Source organism: Serratia sp. Sp408 (assembly GCF_057180665.1).
The window spans coordinates 43,622-59,593 of record NZ_JBXUFT010000002.1 but is presented as its reverse complement, the minus strand read 5'-3'; the positions used below and the strand labels follow the sequence as shown (position 1 = coordinate 59,593).

19 protein-coding genes and 1 pseudogene are annotated in these 15,972 nt (G+C 52.2%); 10 read left to right on the top strand and 10 right to left on the bottom strand.

The window, feature by feature from the left end:
* The first annotated feature begins 176 nt into the window (after positions 1-176).
* Together AC2AXP_RS11085 and metC are read left to right on the top strand one after the other, a co-directional pair.
* Entirely contained in the window at positions 177-1,457 is a 1,281-nt protein-coding gene (locus AC2AXP_RS11085) for an amino acid permease (RefSeq protein ID WP_088499933.1), read from the top strand.
* A 9-nt stretch (positions 1,458-1,466) separates the two neighbouring features.
* Positions 1,467-2,645 carry a cystathionine beta-lyase gene (gene metC, locus AC2AXP_RS11080; RefSeq protein ID WP_004958466.1) on the top strand — a complete coding sequence of 393 codons (1,179 nt, stop codon included), beginning with the start codon at positions 1,467-1,469 and terminating at the stop codon, positions 2,643-2,645.
* A gap of 298 nt (positions 2,646-2,943) precedes the next feature.
* Here metC and AC2AXP_RS11075 read toward each other — a convergent pair whose 3' ends face one another.
* From AC2AXP_RS11075 to AC2AXP_RS11065, 3 genes are read right to left on the bottom strand one after another with little or no spacing between them, the layout of a single operon-like run.
* On the bottom strand, positions 2,944-3,174 hold the full coding sequence (locus AC2AXP_RS11075) for a pentapeptide MXKDX repeat protein (RefSeq protein WP_484381681.1): 231 nt from the start codon (positions 3,172-3,174) through the stop codon (positions 2,944-2,946).
* 57 nt (positions 3,175-3,231) lie between these two features.
* Entirely contained in the window at positions 3,232-4,020 is a 789-nt protein-coding gene (locus tag AC2AXP_RS11070) for a molybdopterin-dependent oxidoreductase (RefSeq protein ID WP_004958472.1), read from the bottom strand.
* A gap of 11 nt (positions 4,021-4,031) precedes the next feature.
* Positions 4,032-4,643, bottom strand: coding sequence for a cytochrome b/b6 domain-containing protein (locus AC2AXP_RS11065; protein WP_004958475.1), 612 nt, complete (start codon positions 4,641-4,643; stop codon positions 4,032-4,034).
* Between the two features lie 147 nt (positions 4,644-4,790).
* Between AC2AXP_RS11065 and AC2AXP_RS11060 the strand changes: the two genes are divergently transcribed.
* The 5 genes from AC2AXP_RS11060 to AC2AXP_RS11040 all read left to right on the top strand — a co-directional run bounded on the left by AC2AXP_RS11060 (position 4,791) and on the right by AC2AXP_RS11040 (position 9,302).
* Complete coding sequence (locus AC2AXP_RS11060) at positions 4,791-5,504, top strand: response regulator transcription factor (RefSeq protein WP_004958478.1); 714 nt, start codon at positions 4,791-4,793, stop codon at positions 5,502-5,504.
* A gap of 3 nt (positions 5,505-5,507) precedes the next feature.
* Entirely contained in the window at positions 5,508-6,980 is a 1,473-nt protein-coding gene (locus AC2AXP_RS11055; protein WP_449145388.1) for a sensor histidine kinase, read from the top strand.
* A gap of 412 nt (positions 6,981-7,392) precedes the next feature.
* Positions 7,393-7,905, top strand: coding sequence for an Ail/Lom family outer membrane beta-barrel protein (locus AC2AXP_RS11050; RefSeq protein ID WP_198773824.1), 513 nt, complete (start codon positions 7,393-7,395; stop codon positions 7,903-7,905).
* Between the two features lie 41 nt (positions 7,906-7,946).
* Complete coding sequence (locus tag AC2AXP_RS11045) at positions 7,947-8,327, top strand: hypothetical protein (RefSeq protein WP_430299348.1); 381 nt, start codon at positions 7,947-7,949, stop codon at positions 8,325-8,327.
* A gap of 183 nt (positions 8,328-8,510) precedes the next feature.
* Complete coding sequence (locus AC2AXP_RS11040; protein ID WP_004958488.1) at positions 8,511-9,302, top strand: lysozyme inhibitor LprI family protein; 792 nt, start codon at positions 8,511-8,513, stop codon at positions 9,300-9,302.
* Between the two features lie 109 nt (positions 9,303-9,411).
* Here AC2AXP_RS11040 and AC2AXP_RS11035 read toward each other — a convergent pair whose 3' ends face one another.
* Positions 9,412-10,155 carry an SDR family NAD(P)-dependent oxidoreductase gene (locus AC2AXP_RS11035; RefSeq protein ID WP_004958491.1) on the bottom strand — a complete coding sequence of 248 codons (744 nt, stop codon included), beginning with the start codon at positions 10,153-10,155 and terminating at the stop codon, positions 9,412-9,414.
* 115 nt (positions 10,156-10,270) lie between these two features.
* Here AC2AXP_RS11035 and AC2AXP_RS11030 point away from each other — a divergent pair, with 115 nt between their 5' ends.
* Both AC2AXP_RS11030 and AC2AXP_RS11025 read left to right on the top strand, forming a co-directional pair.
* Complete coding sequence (locus AC2AXP_RS11030) at positions 10,271-10,825, top strand: TetR/AcrR family transcriptional regulator (RefSeq protein WP_233092396.1); 555 nt, start codon at positions 10,271-10,273, stop codon at positions 10,823-10,825.
* A gap of 98 nt (positions 10,826-10,923) precedes the next feature.
* Positions 10,924-11,253, top strand: coding sequence for a hypothetical protein (locus AC2AXP_RS11025; RefSeq protein WP_071586652.1), 330 nt, complete (start codon positions 10,924-10,926; stop codon positions 11,251-11,253).
* Here the strand turns inward: AC2AXP_RS11025 and AC2AXP_RS11020 are convergent.
* Positions 11,231-11,746: pseudogene (locus tag AC2AXP_RS11020) on the bottom strand (DUF4225 domain-containing protein); the annotation flags it as partial. The gene AC2AXP_RS11025 and the pseudogene AC2AXP_RS11020 sit on opposite strands and share 23 nt — an antisense overlap.
* Positions 11,747-11,910: 164 nt before the next feature.
* On the opposite strand from AC2AXP_RS11020, the gene AC2AXP_RS11015 reads away from it, so the two are divergent.
* Positions 11,911-12,225, top strand: coding sequence for a hypothetical protein (locus AC2AXP_RS11015; protein ID WP_004966580.1), 315 nt, complete (start codon positions 11,911-11,913; stop codon positions 12,223-12,225).
* Here the strand turns inward: AC2AXP_RS11015 and AC2AXP_RS11010 are convergent.
* The 5 genes from AC2AXP_RS11010 to AC2AXP_RS10990 all read right to left on the bottom strand — a co-directional run bounded on the left by AC2AXP_RS11010 (position 12,203) and on the right by AC2AXP_RS10990 (position 15,810).
* Positions 12,203-12,865 carry a DUF4225 domain-containing protein gene (locus AC2AXP_RS11010; RefSeq protein ID WP_484381680.1) on the bottom strand — a complete coding sequence of 221 codons (663 nt, stop codon included), beginning with the start codon at positions 12,863-12,865 and terminating at the stop codon, positions 12,203-12,205. The two genes, AC2AXP_RS11015 and AC2AXP_RS11010, sit on opposite strands and share 23 nt — an antisense overlap.
* A 366-nt stretch (positions 12,866-13,231) precedes the next feature.
* On the bottom strand, positions 13,232-13,615 hold the full coding sequence (locus AC2AXP_RS11005; protein ID WP_004958505.1) for an acyl-CoA thioesterase: 384 nt from the start codon (positions 13,613-13,615) through the stop codon (positions 13,232-13,234).
* Between the two features lie 402 nt (positions 13,616-14,017).
* Entirely contained in the window at positions 14,018-14,380 is a 363-nt protein-coding gene (locus AC2AXP_RS11000; RefSeq protein WP_484381679.1) for a helix-turn-helix domain-containing protein, read from the bottom strand.
* Positions 14,381-14,562: 182 nt separating this feature from the next.
* Positions 14,563-15,285 (bottom strand): lytic polysaccharide monooxygenase, encoded by a 723-nt coding sequence (locus AC2AXP_RS10995; RefSeq protein WP_484381678.1) that lies wholly within the window; start codon positions 15,283-15,285, stop codon positions 14,563-14,565.
* A gap of 354 nt (positions 15,286-15,639) precedes the next feature.
* On the bottom strand, positions 15,640-15,810 hold the full coding sequence (locus AC2AXP_RS10990) for a hypothetical protein (protein ID WP_198773817.1): 171 nt from the start codon (positions 15,808-15,810) through the stop codon (positions 15,640-15,642).
* Between the last annotated feature and the right edge of the window lie 162 nt (positions 15,811-15,972).

The window sequence follows — 15,972 nt, the reverse complement described above, 5'->3', positions numbered from 1 at the left end:
TGTACCGCTGAAACTAGTATGCTCTTTTATTCACTGGTGAATTGATTGTAATTCATCAATGACCGATTTAATACAGAGCCGATCACAGATTACCCATTTGCTATTGGTCAATGCCAAAAGGCTGTGATTAGGTGGCGGCGTGGATGTTTTTATTTAACCAACCTGATGGTAATATTATGAACAACGCCTCGGAAACACAAAGTATAATAAATGGCAATAAAATACCCTTCACTACCTATGATGCCGGATGGGTCATCCTGTGTATTGGCATGGCAATTGGCGGCGGGATTATCTTTCTGCCGGTGCAGATTGGTTTGAAAGGTATTTGGGTATTTAGCTTATCGGTACTGATAGCCTATCCCGCATTGTATATGATGCAGTCACTTTATCTGAAAACATTATCGCAAAGCCCTGAGTGTAAAGACTACTCGGGGGTGATTACCTTTTATTTGGGTAAAAACTGGGGGTTTTTCCTTGGGGTAGCCTATTTCATCATGCTGCTTAAAGGTATGCTGACCTATTCGCTGGCCGCCACCTTTGACAGCGCCTCTTATTTTCAAACCTTTGGCCTGACGGTAGGCACGCTGTCGGATAATGGCTGGTACGGGCTGTTGGTGTTATCCCTGCTGGTTTGCGTCGCCGCACAGGGTGAAAAAATGCTGTTTAGAGTTTCCGGCCCGATGGTGCTGGTCAAGCTGGGCGTGGTGGTGGTACTTGGCCTGGTGATGATACCGCATTGGGACATGCGCAATATCAGCCACCTGCCGCCGATCGGGGAATTGCTGATTGGTACCGTTTTAACCCTGCCGTTTACGCTGTTCTCCATTCTGTTCGTGCAAATCCTCAGTCCGATGAACGTGGCTTTCCGTAAAGTCGAGGCAGATCCGGTTGTCGCTACCTACCGGGCGCTGCGTGCCAGCCGGGTCGCCTATGGCATACTGGCCTGTTCGGTCCTGTTCTTTGCCTTTTCATTCACCTTTTCCCTGAGCCACCAACAGGCGGTCGAAGCGGCAGAGAATAATATTTCGGCGATGGCGATTGTCGCCAAAGTGATACCGGGTGAGCTGGTCAGGGTGATGTCGGTGTTGCTCAATGTCTTTGCCATCGTCACCGCCTTTTTCGGCATTTTCCTCGGCTTCCAGGAAGCGATGAAAGGTATCGTGGTCAATGTTATTTCTCGATTTGTCGACGAGAAGATGCTGAATGAGAAAATCATCAGCATTGCGGTTTCCGTCTTTATCGTGCTGCTGTTATGGGCCTGGGTGCTGACGCATTTCCCCATTTTGTTATTACAACAAATAGGCGCGCCGGTTTACGGCATTGTCTCATGCCTTATTCCTTGCTACCTGGTGCTGAAAGTACCGCAGCTTATGCAATATTATTCCTGGCGCGTGCTGTTTATCTCCGGCACCGGGATCCTGCTCTGCCTGTCACCTTTTTTTAAATTATTTGAGTAAAGGTACCCAATGAAAAGCCAATCAGAACTGCAAAAATTCAAGCTCAGCACCCAGTTATCGATGTTGGGACGAGACCCCGAGCAACAAAGCGGATTTGTAAACGCGCCGGTATATCGTGGCTCGACGGTGGTTTATAAAAGTTGTGACGACATCAGGCATAAAAGAGCACGTTTTTCCTATGGTACCTCGGGTACGCCAACCATTGAAAACCTGGAAAATGCCTGGTCTACGCTGTGTGATGCTGCCGGCACGGTGATTTCGCCCTCCGGGCTTGGGGCATTGGCATTGGCGCTTTTTTCCGTCACCCGCGCCGGCGATCATATTCTGGTGACGGATTCCGTTTATCGTCCTACGCGCAAGTTTTGCAATACCCTGCTGGTTAAATATGGCGTTTCGGTGACTTACTACGACCCGTTAATCGGCGGGGATATCGAGCGTCTGCTGCAGAACAATACCCGGGCGATCCTGCTGGAGTGCCCTGGTTCGCAAAGTTTTGAGATTCAAGATATTGGCGCCATCGTCGCGGTAGCAAAAAAATACGCTATCAGCACCATCATTGATAATACCTGGGCGACGCCAATTTTTTTCAAGGCTCATGCGCATGGCATTGATTTGTCGGTAGAGGCAGGCACCAAATACCTTGGCGGTCATTCCGATCTGCTGATGGGGCTGGTTTCGGCTACTGCCAGCCACTGGCCGGCACTGCGTGAAACTTACGATGCCATGGCAATGCTGCCCGGCGCGGAGGATTGTTTTCTGGCGCTACGCGGTTTGCGCACCCTGCATCTGCGGGTCCAGGAGGCGCAATCCCGTGGCCTCGAAATGGCTCGCTGGTTAAAGCGCCAGCCAGAAGTCAGTAAAGTCCTGCATCCGGCCTTTGAGGAGTGCCCCGGCCACGAAAACTGGAAGAAATATTTCACCGGCTCCACCGGGCTGTTTTCCATTGTGCTTGATCGACGCTTTGACCAGCAGAACGTTGAGCAGATGCTGGATAATATGCATGTTTTCGCCATGGGTTTTTCCTGGGGCGGCTTTGAAAGCCTGATCATTCCTTTCGACTGCGCCGAATACCGGACGGCAACAACCTGGGACCCGCAAGGGATGACCCTGCGTATTCAGATCGGTTTGGAAGATATCGATGATTTGAAAAACGATCTACGCCAAGGGCTGATGCGTTTGCATCATTGATAATGCTGTTCGCCTCGGGGGGAGGTTCTGCCGAGGCCGGTCGCCGGGGCCAGTCTGTTTGTGGCGTCGGCTCTGCCAGTAAGTACCAGATGAGCGGCGGATTATTGATTACTGCAAAAGTGGTGTGCCTTGGTCACTAATCCGGCGGCTGCGCTCTGAGCCAACGTTTTTCGTCGGCGTCGTGTCAGCTGCCATTCAAGCAGCCCTGCGTCACGCATATGGCGGGGGGCTTGCATTAAAAGCCGCTCTGGAGGGGAGCGGCTTCAGGATAGACACAGTAAGGATAATCGGCAGCAGCTTATTGGCTCATGGCGTCTTTTTTCATTTCATCCTTTTTCATTTCATCTTTTTTCATCGCCTCTTTCTTCATGCCGTCCTTGGTCATGCCGTCCTTGGCCATGCCATCATGCGACATCTGGCCCATCTGATCTTTCTTCATCGCATCTTTGCCCATGTTATCGGCGGCGTTGGCACTAACTACGCCCAGCGCCAGCGCGCTGCACATCATCACGGCGAATAATTTTTTCATGGTATTTCCTTCTATCAGTGAATAAGCACCTTGGTGCGGGGGAGCTTTGCGGCGGCGTTAACTGCCGCCAAACCAGTTGTAACCCTGATCTTCCCAGTAGCCGCCCGGGAAGCGGTTGGTGATTTCAATCACCTGAATATGCTTTGGGTTTTTGTAGCCGAGCTTGGTCGGCATCCGCAGCTTCATTGGGTAACCGTATTTGCGCGGTAGGGTTTTACCGTCATAGCTGAGCGCCAAAATAGTCTGCGGATGCAGTGCGGTGGCCATGTCGATGCTGGTGTAATAGTCGTCGGCGCAGGTAAAGCTGACATAGCGAGCGCCAAGGTCGGCGCCAATCGCCTGCAAAAATGCGGCGAACGGTACGCCGCCCCATTTGCCAATGGCGCTCCAGCCTTCGACGCAGATATGACGCGTCACCTGGCTGATATGCGCCATGCTGTGCAGCTGCGTCAGCGTCCACGGTTGTCTGTTCTGCACCAGACCGGCCACTTCCAGTCGGTAGTCATTACCGTCGATCTCCGGGGCCTCTTGTTCGGCGTAAAACGCGTTGAACGGGAAGGGGCGAGTGATCATCGATTCGGCATAAACCGGTGCCAGATGGTCGGCATTGAACAGCCAGCCCTGCACCCGATCGTTAAAGCGCGATATCTGGCTCAACGCCTGTTCCACGTTGCTGTTGGCGCTGATATCGCAGCCGGTGAGCATGGCGATGCCGCCAAGCGTCAGGCCGTTGCGCAGAAAGCGGCGGCGCGATGAACCGGCCAGCCGCTGCGTCAACAGACGCTGCGCCTCTTTGAGCAACGCCTGACCGTCGCTCGGGCCAAGGGGATTATTTTGCCGTTGCATCTCTCGTCTCCTTAACGTCCGCGTAGCATGGTCAGCAGCGTGCGTGGCACCAGCGCCACCATCAGCAGATGGATGGCGACGAAGCCAACCAGAGCGGCCATGGCGAAGAAATGCAGGTAACGCGCCGTTTCGTAACCGCCCAGCAGTTCGCGCAACAGCGGGAACTGCACCGATTTCCACAACACCAGTCCGGACAGCACCGCCATCAGGCTGGCTGCCATCACCAGCAGATAGGCGACCCGCTGCACCATGTTGTAATGGCGAGGGTCGGCGTGTTGCAGCCTGCCGCGAAGCGCCGCCAGCAGATCGCTGCCCAGTTGTCGCGGGCTGAGCGGCCAGAAACGCCGTTTTAAACGCCCGCTGAACAGGTTGATCAACAGATAGAACAGCCCATTGATGCCAAACAGCCACATGCCGGCAAAGTGCCATTGCAGTGCGCCGCCGAGCCAGCCGCCAAGCGTCAGCTCGTTGATAAAACGGAAGTCGAACAGCGGTGACGCGTTATAAATACGCCAGCCGCTGGTCACCATGATCAGCATTGCCAGCGCGTTGCACCAGTGGGTCAGCCGCAGCCATAGCGGATGAACAACGTCGGTTTTATCCTTGCTCGCGGTGATGTTCATGTTGTTACCTGGCGGTGGTGATTCGATAAGCACAGTATTCCTGCGATCTGTTCCCCAAGACCTCACGCAAAGTTAAATAAAATGTGATAACTCCAAGGCTGCCGGTTGTGTAGACTTTAAACAGGATTGAGCTAGGTGGTAGACAGGATGGAAAAGGCCAAAAGAATTTTGATCGTCGAAGACGATGGCAATATAGCCGAACTGTTGCAGTTGCATCTGCGTGACGAAGGCTTTGATATCAGCCACGCCGGCGATGGCAATCTGGGCATGGCGATGCTGGAGCAGGGCGGTTGGGATGCCTTGATCCTCGATCTGATGCTGCCGGGCATCGACGGCCTGGAGATTTGCCGCCGGGCACGCAATATGACGCGTTACACGCCGATCATTATCACCAGCGCGCGATCCAGCGAGGTTCACCGGGTGCTCGGTCTGGAACTGGGGGCCGATGACTATCTGGCCAAGCCGTTCTCGATGCTCGAGCTGGTGGCGCGGGTCAAGGCGCTGTTTCGCCGTCAGGAGGCAATGAGTCGCAACCTGCGTCTGGATGCGGGCATCTTGAGTATTGATGGTTTGGACATCGATCCTATCTCGCGTGAAGTACATCTCAATCAACAGCCATTGGATCTGACGCCGCGCGAGTTCGATCTGCTGTATTTCTTTGCCCGCCATCCCGGCAAGGTATTTTCCCGACTCAGTCTGTTGAACCAGGTATGGGGCTATCAACATGAGGGCTACGAGCATACGGTCAATACCCATATCAATCGGCTGCGCATCAAGTTGGAACGCAACCCGGCAGAACCCGAGCGTATCCTCACCGTGTGGGGAATGGGCTATAAATTCGCGGCCGCGCCGCAAGAGTAAACCATGAAAAACCTGACGCTTTTCCAACGCCTGAGCGTGACCTTTACGCTGTTGATGATGATCAGCTGTGCGATCTTCGGCTGGATACAGGTTCGCAGCAGCACCCAATACAGTCAGGCAGTGATCCAGCGGCTGTCCGTCGATCTGGCACAGCATATTGCCGACAGCAATACGTTGCTGGACAAGAATGGCCTGAATGCTTCCTCGGTAGAGCAGCTGTTTAGCCAACTGATGGCGGTAAACCCGAGCGTGGAGGTTTATCTGCTGGATAAACAAGGCAATATCATTGGTGATGCCGCACCGCCTGGGCGTATCAAACGCAGCAAGATCGATCTGTCGCCATTGCAGGCGCTTTGGTCCCGCGCCGACATGCCGATTTATGGCGATGACCCGCGTAGTCTGGATAAACGCAAGGTATTCAGCGCCGCGCCGTTAAAAATCAATGGGGCCGTTGAAGGGTATCTGTACGTCATTCTGCTGGGTGAGGATTATGCGGCGCTGACCGGTGATGCCCAGCTCAATTCTGCCGTGCGCATGGCGCTCTGGACCTCGGGGCTGATGGTGCTGTTCTGCCTGCTGGCCGGCTGGTTTGCCTTCCGCTGGGTGACGCGGCCGATCCGCCAACTGACCCGGCAGATTGGCGTGCTGGACAGCGGCGGCATCAGCGCGGTACAAGCCTATGCCGCACTGCCGCTGGCGGCGCCCGGCAGAGATGAGGTCAGCCAGTTGCAGTCGGCGTTCAGCCGTATGGCACGGCGCATTACCGAACAGTGGCAGGCATTGTCACAGCAGGATCGGCAGCGGCGCGAGTTTATCGCCAATATCTCGCACGATCTGCGTACGCCGCTCACCTCGTTGCACGGTTACCTGGAAACGTTGTCGCTCAAGTCTGCCGCTCTGACGGAGGCCGAACGCTTGCGCTATCTGGATACTGCGCTGGCGCAGAGCCGCAAGGTCGGACGGTTGGCGCAGGAACTGTTCGAATTGGCCAGGCTGGAATATGGCGTGGTGAAACCGCAAAAGGAGCCGTTCTCGCTAGGCGAGCTGGTGCAGGATATTTTCCAGAAGTTCGAACTGGCGGCGGAGGCGCGCGATCAACGGCTGTTGGCGGACATTCAGCCGGGGATCCCGTTGGTTAACGCCGATCTGGCAATGATCGAGCGGGTGTTGACCAACCTGCTGGACAATGCGCTTCGCCATACGCCGAACTCAGGGGAGATTACCGTACGCCTATGGCGGCAGGCGCAGCAGGTGATGGTGCAGGTCAGTGACAGTGGGCCAGGCATACCGCAAGAGCTGCGAGCCGATCTGTTCGAGCGACCTTCGGTGCTGTACAGCGCCCGTCGCCATGCCGGTGGACTGGGGTTGATGATCGTGAAACGTATCCTGCAACTGCACGACAGCAACATTGTATTGCTGGACGTGCCGCACGGTGGCGCCAGTTTCCGCTTTTCCCTCAGCAGTGAACAGGGGTAAGCCGCATTGGCTGGCAGCTTATGGTGTTGGTTGCCGATAGCCGCGCTAATGATCGGCTTTTTTGGTGAGCTCGACGGGAGCGGTGGATGACTCAGATTGGCGCATCCGCCGTTGCCATCGGCCCAATAAAGGATCAATGACGGTGCAGGCGGCGGGCTTGATTTACGCGACGATATTGCTTTAATAATTATAAAAACAAAACGTTAAATTTTTAATATTCAAATAGTCGATGGCGCGGATTGCCGGCGATGGGCAATGGCTTTGCGTCTGGATTATCAATTTCTCTGTTCCCCAGTTGATAAATGAGGAAATTCTTAAAATACAGCGTGAAAAACAAAATGAATTAAAATTAATTATTCCCAACGGGGGGAGTGAAAAGGATAATAAAGTGAAAATAAAACATTTAGTATTTATGATGATAGCGGCAGGCGTATCCCTTCCTGCCACGGTGCTGGCCGCGGGTGAGAGCTCGATATCTATCGGTTACGCGCAGAGTAAAATAAAGGATGTCGACGATCATCCCAAGGGCGTGAATGCGAAATACCGCTACGAGTTTGACGACCTGTGGGGAATAATTGGCTCGTTTACCTATACCAACCTGTCTTATGATTATTATGATGGTGGTGATAAGGTCGGTGATTCAGATTTTGATTATTACTCGCTGACCGCCGGGCCAAGTTACCGCTTCAATGACTATGTTTCTGTTTATGGTTTGCTGGGGTTGGCTCACGGTAAAATAAAATCTTCCGCCTATTCGCGCTATTATGAAGCCGAGGGTGATGAAAGCAAAACCTCGGTGGCTTACGGGGTCGGTCTGCAGGTTAATCCCTGGCCTAATTGGATTATTGATGCGTCCTACGAATATTCCAAGTTGGATGACGCCAAAATCGGCACCTGGGTTATTGGCGCAGGCTATCGCTTCTAATGATTGCGAGGCCAGCCCTGGCTGGCCTTGAGTACCTGCTAATGATGTTAACGTCTCTAAAGAAAATGCTGCTGATTTTCTCCCTGTCGGTCATGCCTGCCATCGCCGACGCCAAAGGCCCGGACTGTTGGCACTGGCCTGCGTCGATGGCACAGGTAAAGTTGAAAAACAGCCAGATAAAACATGCCGATGAGATTGATTCGGACAACCCGCGCCGGGTCAACAAGGTGCTGTTGAGCGAGCAGATGGTTGGTCTGGATCCGTTCTATCATCAAGAAAACTACCTGCAAATATACCTGTTCACTTTTTTAGATGCCGCTGGCAAGCCGATTGCTCAGGCGATCACCAAAAGCCACTCTACCTATACCGAATGCTCAATGGATGAGGTTACGGTCTATGTGGTCTCGGCGGTGCTAGATTAAGCGTGATAGCATTAACGCCGTTTGATCGCTTGATCCTGCAGGATAACGGCGATAAGCGGCGTTTTTCGTTGCCAAGGCTGGTTAAAAGGGCGGCAATTACTATGCTATTAACACCGTTGTGTTATCGGTTCTGGTTACCGGGCGTGATTGATCAAACAGATAATCAGGCCACTAGGAGAAGAAATGAAACTGACCCCACGCTCTCCCCTGTTGTTAATCGCCGTTGCCGCCATGACGTTATTGTCATTCACGGTACGTTCGGCAGACAATCCGAGCTTTGACTGTAAGAAAAAGCTCAATAAGGTGGAGGGGCTGATTTGTTCCAATCCGACGCTGGCGCAACTCGACAAGACGCTTGCCGATACTTACCCGCAGACCCTCAACGCTGCCGATCAGGCGTCACGCGCCAAGATACAGGCATCGCAAAAGCAATGGTTGCAAGCGCGCGCCGGTATTTGCATTGCGCCGCAGAGCTGGCAGGGATTATTTAAACAGCCGATCTCGGATAATCCGCAACGCTGTTTGCAGGATCTCTATAGCTTGCGGATTGATGAATTAAAGCATGGCAAGGTGGACGAGTTCCCGGTTTATTGGCAGGCGCAGTCGAAAACGGCGTACTCGATCACCGGTGATATCCTGCTGGCTAACACCAGTATCTTGTTGGCCGGTGCAAAACCGCTGCACTTGAGCTTTGTAAAACGGCTTGATCAGACCAGGGCGATGGGGGATGGCGACTTTGACAGTGCAGACAATTTGTCGCTTTATAAAGTGGAAGGGGCAGAGGCGACGCCATTGATATCTGGTAATTATCTTTGTGACGAAAAAACCAAACCCAGCTTTATTGTCACTGCCGCCAGTCAGGATGCAAAACAATTGTCGATAGCGGTGTTCAGCGGCGCACAAGCCCCGGAGTGGAAGAAATCCTATCTTGAAAATACCCTGACGCTGTGTGGCACCTACGGTTATTCGCGCTAAGCGAGGAATATCCTGGTTTCTGTGGTCTATCAGGATGTTTCCACGCACGCTGAGCGGCGCAATCCGTTCGTGGCCGGTCTACATGACCGGCCACGACAACCTGCGGTACTTAGACCGCCAGGACGCCGCCATCCACCAATAGCTCCTCACCGGCAATAAAACCGCTGTCGTCCGAGGCCAGGAACAGTACCACTTTGGCGACCTCGTCTGTCTGACCCAGACGCCCGAACGGTGTCATTTGCTTTAAAGCTTCCTCTGCGCCGCTATTCTGCTGCAGGTATTTTTCCATCGACGGCGTGAGGATCATCCCCGGCGAAACCGTGTTCACACGGATGCCGCGGCTTTTAAGGTCGGTGGTCCAGGTGCGGGCAAAAGAGCGGATCGCCGCCTTGGTCGCGCTGTATATCGACAGGTTGCCAATTCCCTTGCTGCCGGCGACCGAACCGGCCAGGATCACCGTGCCACCGGCCGTCATTAGCGGCAGCGCCTTTTGTACGGTGAACACCGTGCCCTTGAGGTTGACGTCGAAGAGGCGCTCCAGGTGGGTTTCATCGATCGCCTCAAGCGCCGCGGTTTCGGATATCCCCGCGTTGGCGAACACCACGTCGATCCTGCCATGATCCTGCTGGATGCGTTGATACAGTCGATCGAGATCTGCGGCAATGGCAACGTCTCCCTGCACGCCGACGGCACCATTGCCAATATCCTTAATCGCCTGCTCCAGTGGTTCCTGCCGACGTGCGGTGATGTAGACATGCGCCCCTTCTGCCGCAAAGCGCTTTGCCGTTTCCAGGCCAATACCGTCGCTACCGCCGGTAATCACCACGACTTTATGGTCAAATCTCTTTGTCATTGCCTCGCCCTCAGATTAAGTGGATGGTTGCTCCACTTATAATATGGAGGTAACCTCCACTTAGCAAGCTGCCAGCCGTTAATTTTCATCTGGCAAGCAACAATGAGGAAAACGCTTGAGCAAACAACCCGTATTGCGCGTCGACGCGCAACAAAATCGTGAACGCATTCTGGCGGCGGCCGACGCACTGTTTCTGGAACGGGGCGCCGGAGCCTCGCTGGAGGAGGTGGCCAGGCGTGCCGGCGTGGGGATTGGTACGCTGTATCGACGCTTTGCCACGCGCGAGGAACTGCTGGCCGCGACCTATAATGCGCGGCTGTTAACGTTAGCCGAGGCAAGCCGTGCCAGAGATGCCGAACATGATCCCGTCAGCGCGCTGCGCGCCTATCTGGAAGGGCTGGTGATCAACACCACGCGGTATCGCGGTCTGGCGCTTTCGCTCGGCACGGTGTTGCAAAGCGGCACCCCCGGTTGCGATGCGACTACCGAAGAAGGGCAGCGGCTGCTGCACTGCGGACAACAAGCCGGCATTATCCGCCCTGACGTCACGTTCGACGATCTGGTGTTTGTGGTAACCGCAAGTTCGCTTGCCGCCGAGCAGGATGAGGCTTTGGCCGCGCGCGTCAGCCATCTGGTAGATCTGTTCCTCAATGGCGTCAGCGTACGTTGATATGCTGAGCAATAAGCCAGCCGCCCCCACCGGCCTGCAGGCCGGTTTTTTTCGCCACGATAGCGGTATACTGCTTGGGATCATTGGAGGAATAGCGTGTGGCGATAACTGAACAAGCGTTGTTGGAATCAGGTTTTACCGCAAAGGATTTAAACAAACTCAGGAATAACATTGCCAATTACGGTGCTACGCGAGATGTGGTTATTGCACATCTGGCAAACCGATTTTTGGTTAACCTCTGGGTGACATTCGCTGTTCTGGCGCTATGCTTGATCGTGCTGGTTTTTGGTTCTGTCGATAGCGCGCTTTCAGGGGCCGTCGCCGGCTTATTTGTACTGGCAATTGGCTGGTTCACCGTACCTGCCAATTTAGCTTACAAGTCATGGCGTTTTAAAAGGCAGAAGCTTAATCAACCTGACGCTCGATAGTTAACAAATCAAAGACGACCTTCGCCTGAAGACCGTAACCGACTATTTTCATGGTTAATTTAGGTCTGCTCATCGTATCGACTTTGTGATAAAAATCAGTCGGCAAATAGCGGAACAACCGCCACGTACCTGGCCTTCTTAACAGGCCAAATATGCTGTAGGCGTTTGCCGTCAAAGATACGGCTTTGAAGACCCCCAGGCCGCTATCGCGACTGAATCCCACAAATTCTGCGGTCATCATGGCGCCGTTTGCGAGCAGTCCTGCCGATTCAGGTTTATTGCGTATCTGGTGATCGAACTCGCGTGAAATGGTATTGAATCCGTCGGTGATGAGAATTACCCCAGCCATGATGCCGATAGGCGTGCCGGCAGTTGCCAAAGCGAACCCACCAAATACTTCCAGTCCGGCAAAGACAACGTTCACCGCTGAAATGACATAACCCACTATCTGGTTATTTTCCTTGATAAATTCAACCTTGACATACAGCTGGGCCGCCTTTGTCCGCGCGCGTCAGCCATCTGGTAGATCTGTTCCTCAATGGCGTCAGCGTACGTTGATATGCTGAGCAATAAGCCAGCCGCCCCCACCGGCCTGCTGGCCGGTTTTTTTTCGCCACGATAGCGGTATACTGCTTGGGATCATTGGAGGAATAGCGTGTGGCGATAACTGAACAAGCGTTGTTGGAATCAGGTTTTACGGCAGAAGATCTGCAAAAGCTCAAACACTATACGAACACCCAAGGTTCTACACTTGATGTCTTGCTGCCCGCGCTTGCGAACCGTTTCATGGCCATGGGCCTTCTTTCTGCCATACTGGTGGGGTTGTTTATCCTGGCGGTGTGTTTTTCTTCTTCAGAAAACATTATTTCCTTTGGCGTTGCTGTGCTGCTGATCTTGGGGATTTTCTGTTGGATGACGCCCCTTAAATTGACTTACAAGGCCTGGCGTTTTAAGACGGTGAGCGCTCGATAGTCAGCAAGTCAAATACGATTTTTGCGTTTAAGCCGTAGCCGATAATTTTCATGGTCAGTTTCGGTCGGCTCATTGCGTCCATTTTTCGGTAAAAGTCAGAGCGAACAAAATGGAACAGCCGCCAGGTCCCTGGTTTGCGTAGTAGACCAAAGACGCTGTATGCATTCGCAGCCAGACTCACCGTTTTATACGCTGCAAGACCACTTTCTCCGCGAAAACCCATAAATTCGGCCACGGACATGACACTGTCAGCAACAAATCCCTGCGAGTCGGGTTTATTCAATAACTGGCGATTCATTTCTCGAGATAGGGTGTTGGCTGCATCAACCACCAGCGTGGCTCCCAACAAGATGCCGACCGGGGTCATTGAGCTCACCAGGAGCAGCCCACCTGCGGCTTGCAGGCCTGCTAAGACTACCTGCACAGCTGAAATGACATAACCCACTATCTGGTTATTTTCCTTGATAAATTCAACCTTGGCATACAGCTGGGCCGCCTTTGTCTTGAGCAGGCGATCCTGTTCAATCAGACTGTCATTTTCTGCCCGTAGATTTTTTAAACAGTCCATGCCTTGCCGATCGGATTTTGCGTTGCGGGCAAGTGAAAACTGCTGATTGATGAAAGACTTGATGTCTTCCATAAACATGATCCGGGTGAGTCCATCCTGCAGATGGTTTGCTGCCACGATGTTGGCGGTGTTAATTCCAGATTGATCATGGTTGCCGACCAGGCAGTGCTCCGTTGTCCTGCAAGCAGGGAGATATCCATCTGTGTCCTCGTTAACGATCTGTGACAGTGCTGGGCAAAAGCATATAACAACGTTTAGGCACTTGCATGTGCGCTTGCCGCACTGGCGAGGAGCATGGCACAGGTTTGGCAGCGGAGAAAAGCTTTATAGCGGGTAATCATCATGGTCGGTAATACACTATCGGTGTGATGCATCTGGGCAAGCGGATAAAACGCCCTGCTAGCGCTGGCTAGCCGGGCGGTTAGCATAGCCGTGCGGTTATTCAAACAGCTGCGCCAGACTTTCCGGCACCGACGGGCGGCCATTGACCAAACAGGTGGCGACAAATACCGCTTCGGCGTAGACCACATTATTCACCAGAATTTGCTGCTCGAAGTTCACCCGGTTGCGTTTTTCACTTTTTACCGGTTTGCAGGTGACCACCATGCTGTCGCCGGCCTTCAGGCTCTTCTTAAACTTGAGCGAATACTCCAGCAGCATATGGACGCGGCCCTGCTTGAATTCCTCCTCGATATCCAGCCCCAGCGCTTCTGCCATAAACGCATGGCGCGCCCATTCAAGGTAGAAAGGGTAATAGAGGCCGTCTACCACGCCTTGAAAATCGACATGCCTGGGATCAACGTCATAGTTTTTGCTAAACATAAGTTATTTATTCCTATCGATATTTGCCGGGGCATTAGTTGCAGCGCTTAACGTTAACGCATTTATAAGGTTTTAACCAAACAATGTTGACGCTAAGGGGAGGGCACGCTCTTCCCGGGCGCACTGCCGGATGATGGGCCTCTGGCAAACGGCCTTTCACTCGGGGAGGGTTGGTGCCGGCTCATGGCAATCAGACCGCGATAGGCGGATAACGCTTGCCGCAGGGGTCAATGAAAGGGATTTTTAGTTGGAATAATAGCGTGGGGGGCGCTAAATCAGCGTTGTAGCCCCAACTGGGCAAAGTGCGAATGACGCGGTTAACGGTAATTTTTATTTTAACACTATTTTTATATTTTTAATGGTGTTTGAAAAGCAACTCCCTGGTGCCAAATGTTATTTTTGTTAGCTGTTTCGCAAAAAATTACTTTCGATAACGCTAATGGCAGAGCTGTTGTTGGTAAAGTAGTGGAATAAAGTATAACGGGTGGAGATATTTAATCTTTCCTTAATATTGCTGGCATGGCTGTAAACGGTTTTAACACTCAGGGTGTGTTTCTTGGCAATTTGATTGGTGCTCATGCCACGCATGATTTCGCGCATTACGCGCATTTGCGCCTCGGTAATATTAATGTTTTTTATGATGGTTGTATAATGCTCCACGCAACTGCGCAAACGGCCTGAGCCTATTGCTGTGTTTATCTTATGCAGGATTTCCTCAAGGGCGCTGTTGCTATCGATATAATCATCACCAAGATGATGGGGCATTTTACTCCTGATGGGATCGGCAATGAAAATGCAGCGACGGTGGGGAAACAGTGTCTTTAGGGTTTTCAGCCGTAATACCAATTCTATCAATGATAGGTCATATCGGATGTCTATGATTAAAAGTTCGGCTGTCGGGAGGATGGTGACCGGCTGTGAACCGATAAGTTGGCGTATGGCAACCCTTAGCTGGCATTTTTTAGCGTTACATCGCTACAGCTAAAGAAGGTTTCATGCGCAGGGTCATCATTACGTTCCCACATGATATAGATAATAGCCTTCTTATCAGCGGCATAACCCTCTGGCAATTTAACATCCAGCGTATAATGCCCCGGTATTGCTCCGCGGCTGTCAGGCGTTCCCTCGGATTTAACCTCTGGAGATTCCAGCAGGTCGCTCCACTTCAGCTTGCTGGTTTCTGGATTGAAGTCAGGTTTGCTTACAAATACTCTGAATTTACTGGGGTCGTGCATTTGGCTGGCCTTATAACCCAGCGTCACTCGGCCATCTTTAACATCCAGCGGCGTGGTTTCCCAATCGGCATGAGGCAAGTTTATGCTGTCATAATCGGCGATGCCGGCAGAACACAGTTTTTCATCCGGAACCAATTTTTCAACATCACCATTTGAAAGGTTTTGCGAGTAGGCATTCCAATTATTAAATAATCTGGCTCTTTCCCAGTCGGCATTTCCCGCTGCCACAAAGGCCGCTTTGCACGCTGGGTTTTTGATCTTGTCGCTACCATCGTTGAAATCTTTTTGTAGGTAACAATAGTATTGCCGTGAAGGGGGAGTTTCCGATGTTCCATGCCTGGGTTCTGGCGATTTTTCGACAGTTTTATTTTCTGCTGCCATAGCGGCAGAACTAAATGCCAGAATACAACCCAACGTCAGTGCAGAGTATTTCATTATGTTCACCTTTCATTGAAAACACCCAAAGTGGTGTGACTGAAAAATGAGTATAGTCGGTGCGTGAAAAAAACAATAAATATTTAGCGTGAGCTATTTATGGAACTTTTTACTCTTTGTATATCAAGGCGTTTTCATTGGCTTACAGGAATATAATTAATAACGGGAACTATTTTTAATATAATAAATAGCTTTGTTGTTTTTATCGGATCCGGGGGCAGTGAAGAAAGTTTTTGTCTCGATCATCACCGGACTTATCGAGACGAAAAAGTATATTTTTTCTCACCAGTGGTGGCAAAAAATAGCGTATTGGCAGGGGAAGCAGGCGTACGGTGATTACCCGTACGCCTTTGATTATTTCGGTAGCACTTGCATGGCCAGGTCGATAACCAATCTGGCCTGTTCCTCTCGCACACCGTCTCTTACCTGAATGGTTAACCCAAACAGCAAGGTAGCAAAATATTCGGCAAGGACATGCACATTCTGGTTGGCTGCAATATCGCCTTCTTGCTGGCCGCGGATCAAACGGGCTTCAAACAGGCTGGAGGTTCTGCCCGTTCTTCATTAAGCATATGCTGTACCGGCATGCTGTCTTGTGAGCCACAAAGTGCGGCCAATACCACTAGGCAGCCTTTGGGTGCTTCGTTGGCATAAAACTGGCCGGTTGTCATGATCTCTCTTTTTGTG